The 3698-nt window shown below is 59.7% G+C and carries 3 protein-coding genes; 2 read left to right on the top strand and 1 reads right to left on the bottom strand.

The window, feature by feature from the left end:
- A partial coding sequence (locus tag K1Y02_25955; GenBank protein ID MBX7259826.1) for a hypothetical protein occupies window positions 1–460 on the bottom strand: 460 nt, incomplete at its 3' end.
- Window positions 461–806: 346 nt separating this feature from the next.
- On the opposite strand from K1Y02_25955, the gene K1Y02_25950 reads away from it, so the two are divergent.
- Together K1Y02_25950 and K1Y02_25945 are read left to right on the top strand one after the other, a co-directional pair.
- Window positions 807–2363 (top strand): DUF1800 domain-containing protein, encoded by a 1557-nt coding sequence (locus K1Y02_25950; GenBank protein ID MBX7259825.1) that lies wholly within the window; start codon window positions 807–809, stop codon window positions 2361–2363.
- Window positions 2364–2386: 23 nt separating this feature from the next.
- Window positions 2387–3613 carry a DUF1501 domain-containing protein gene (locus K1Y02_25945; protein ID MBX7259824.1) on the top strand — a complete coding sequence of 409 codons (1227 nt, stop codon included), beginning with the start codon at window positions 2387–2389 and terminating at the stop codon, window positions 3611–3613.
- The last annotated feature ends 85 nt before the right edge of the window (window positions 3614–3698 follow it).

Genomic DNA, 3698 nt, shown 5'->3' with positions numbered 1-3698 from the left:
CAACGCTCCCAATCGCCAAACGCGAGAACGTCCCGTCGTACAAGGCCTCGTTCCAATTCGCAAACTCACCGCTCAACAAAGGCAGTAGCGCGGCACTCACGATCGACAGCGCGTACAACCCCGCGAACCGGCGCACGGCATAGATCCACGCCGACACGGTCCCGCGTTTCTCCAACCGGCTGGTGAACGCGATGTAGCCCACAAATCCCATGATGAACATGAACATGAGCTGGCCCACGTCAATCAACGTGATGATGGACGGATCGCCTTTGTAGTACGAGAAACCGTGATTGAGATAGGCCGGATGATCCTTCATCTCCTTCAGAAGGATATCCCCGTCCATGTACCCCATGACGATGGACAACACAAAGAACAGGCCAACAATACCGCGCGCCTGGTCTAGCCACTCGTAACGGGCGTGCGTTGCCGTAGCGTACCGCTGTGGAAACTGATCCTGCACTCCAAACTCCTGCCGAATGGCCACAAATCAAGGCCACACGACGCAGTATAGCCGCAATCTGGCAAGAAGCGGAATTCGGGGACACACGGAGAGGCGAATTTGCTTCTGACTGAAGAACTGCGATTCGTCAATGACTTGCGGTGCAATGTTGCTTCCTTGCGTCTTCGCGCCTTTGCGTTAAACTCCGAAACGCACTGACAGCAGATCGCTAAAGGGACCATCTATCGTCAGCATCGATGCGAGAATTTGGAACTTCCTCCCTTTTGCGGTGTTGAACCCACCGTAGTCAGCCCCGGCTGACCGCTGCAAGCACATACCTGGCAAGCCACTGCAAGGAGAGCGGACCATGGCATCACCGCTATTGGAGCCGATCCGTGCCTCGGATTGGGATCGAAGGAAGGCGCGTCATCTACTGAACCGGGCCGGTTTTGGCCTAACCCACGACCGTCTGGACCGCATTACCGCAATGAGCCCCGCTGCGGCGGTCGACTACTTCGTCGATTTCGAGGCCCAGCCAGAACCCGGCGACGCCCCGGACTTTCTCATTCCCCCTCTTTCCCGGGAAGAACTCCGTCGCCGGTACGCCAACGCCACCGAAGAGGAGCGCCGTAAGGCTCGTAACGAGTATCAGCAGCAGGAACGCGTTGCTATTCAGAGACTTAAGGCGTGGTGGCTGCACCGGATGTTCACCACGGAGCGCCCCCTTCAGGAGAAGCTGGCCCTGTTCTGGCACGGTCATTTCGCCACGTCGGCCCAGAAGGTGAAATCCTCGTGGCACACGCACCAACTCAACGACGTCTTTCGCCGGAACGCCGCAGGCAATTTCAAGCGCCTCACTTTCGCGGTGGGACAGTCCCCGTCCATGCTCCGTTACCTCGACAACGTCCAGAGCACCAAGAAGCACCCCAACGAAAACTGGGCGCGCGAACTCATGGAACTCTTCACCATGGGCAAGGGGAATTACACGGAGGACGACATCAAGAACTCCGCCCGGGCTTTCACCGGGTGGAGCGCCGACCACGAAAAGTTCGTGTATCGGGAGGATTATCACGACATCGGCGAGAAGGTTTTTCTGGGTCGCCGGGGAGATTTCGACGGTTGGGACATTGTCGACATCATCTTCGAGCAGCCCGCGACCTCGCAGTTCATGGCGAAGAAGCTGTGGACGTATTTCGCCTACGAGAATCCCGAGCCAGAACTGGTCGACGAACTGGCTAACACATTGCGGCAGAATAACTTCGAGCTTCGTCCGATGCTGCGGCAGATGTTCATGGCGCAGGCCTTCTACTCGGACAAGGCCGTCGCCCAGCAGATCAAGAGTCCTGTCCAGACCGTTCTGCAATTGGCGTCGGACCTCGACTACGACAGTCCACCCTTCTCCGCCATGGCCCAAGCAGCGCAACGGCTCGGTCAGGATATCTTTTTCCCGCCCAACGTGAAGGGCTGGGACGGTGGCCGCGCGTGGATCAACGCGAACACCCTGCTGGTCCGCTACAACCTGCCCGGTTTTCTCGTAACTGCGAAGCTCAAGAAGGAAGACCTTGAGATGATGGCCTATCTGGGGCAGGCGGGACTTATGAGCCAAAACGGCGAGCCATCGACGGCCCCGCAATCCATGATGTCCATGACGAGCGAGGCCGATGCCGGCTCGGCACAACCGCAGTGGAATGCACAGACGTTCTTCGCTTCCATGAAGTACGCTACTCCTAACGATTGCGTCTCTCAATTGGAGAACCGTTTCCTGAGCACTCCCCTTTCGGCGGATCAACGCGCGGTGCTGATCCGTTCCTTGGGCGTGGACGGCGATCCGGCCGCCCCTCTCGGTGACAAACCGATTCCGCAGCGGTTCCTGTTTGCGACGCTTCACCTTCTCTTGAGCACAGCCGAATACCAACTCTGTTAAGACCTACGTGTGAGGATACCGTCATGAGCTTCTCGATTACGCGACGCAGCTTCCTGAAATCAGCGGCCCTCTTCTCATCCATGGGTCTGGCGCCAGCCTTCCTTACGCGCACGGCAGAAGGTCAGGCCCCCGCCATCGAGGGATTCAATGACGGCCGTGTGCTCGTCGTCCTGCAACTGGGTGGCGGCAACGACGGCCTTAACACCGTCGTGCCCTACACCAACGACGATTATTACCGGGCGCGCCCTCAACTGGGCATCAAGAAGGACCAAGCCCTTCGCCTCACCGACGACCTTGGGCTGAACATGAACCTTGAGGGCTTTAAGAGCCTCTACGACGACGGAAAGGCCGCCGTAATCCAGGGCGTTGGGTATCCCAACCCGGATCGCTCGCACTTCCGTTCCATGGAAATCTGGCATACGGCCAGCGACTCGGATCGGTACCTCGGCACGGGCTGGATCGGCCGCTATTTCGACAACTGCTGCTCCGGCTCTGCGCGCCCCCAAGTCGGCGTCGCGCTCGGCTCGGAACGCCCGCAAGCGTTCGACGGCGATAAAGGTCTGGGAGTCGCGTTCGACAACCCCGAGAACTTCGGCTGGCGGCCCGGGAAGTTCACGGACACGTCCGAGAACTTCGCTCAACTCAACCGGCACCCCGCACCTGCTGGTTCGACGCTCGACTTCCTTCGCCACACGACCTCCAACGCGATCATGAGTTCCGCGGAAGTGAAAGAGGCCGCGGATCGCGCAGGGTTGGACAACCAAGCCGTGGGGCGCAAGAACGGCGAGGCCGCGTTCCGCACTGTCGCCGGACTCATTCGCGGCGGGTTGCAGACGCGCATCTACTATGTGGCCGCGGGCGGGTTCGACACACACGCCAACCAGTTGGGCACGCACGACAACCTGCTCAAGCGAGTCGGCGACGGATTAAGGTCATTCCAGCAACAGCTCGAAGAAGACGGCACCGCCGACCGCGTTTTGACGATGGTCTTCTCGGAGTTCGGACGCCGCGTCGAGCAGAACGCCAGCGGCGGCACGGACCACGGCACGGCCGCACCCATGTTCCTCGTGGGCAATGCCGTGAAGGCAGGCGTGCACGGCGCAACGCCCAGCCTTGCCGATCTCGACGACGGCGATCTGAAGCACACCGTCGATTTCCGCAACGTTTACGCGGGCGTGTTGAAGCACTGGCTAGGCGTCGATCCGCAGCCTGTGCTGGGCCAACCCTTCGACGCCATGCAGGTCGTCTAATGGGTCTTTAGATGTTCATCCTCTTCACCAAGACAATGCTTCGGTCCTGCTTTGGATTGTCATGCTGAGTCCGCCCGCGGCGGAC

The organism is Candidatus Hydrogenedentota bacterium (assembly GCA_019695095.1).
GTDB lineage: Bacteria > Hydrogenedentota > Hydrogenedentia > Hydrogenedentales > SLHB01 > JAIBAQ01.
The sequence above is the reverse complement of the archived record's forward strand: the minus strand, read 5'-3'. Positions and strand labels throughout refer to the sequence as shown.

Coding starts and splice junctions, on each gene's coding strand:
- K1Y02_25950 (MBX7259825.1), top strand. CDS start 807: ATGGCATCACCGCTATTGGAGCCGATCCGTGCCTCGGATTGGGATCGA.
- K1Y02_25945 (MBX7259824.1), top strand. CDS start 2,387: ATGAGCTTCTCGATTACGCGACGCAGCTTCCTGAAATCAGCGGCCCTC.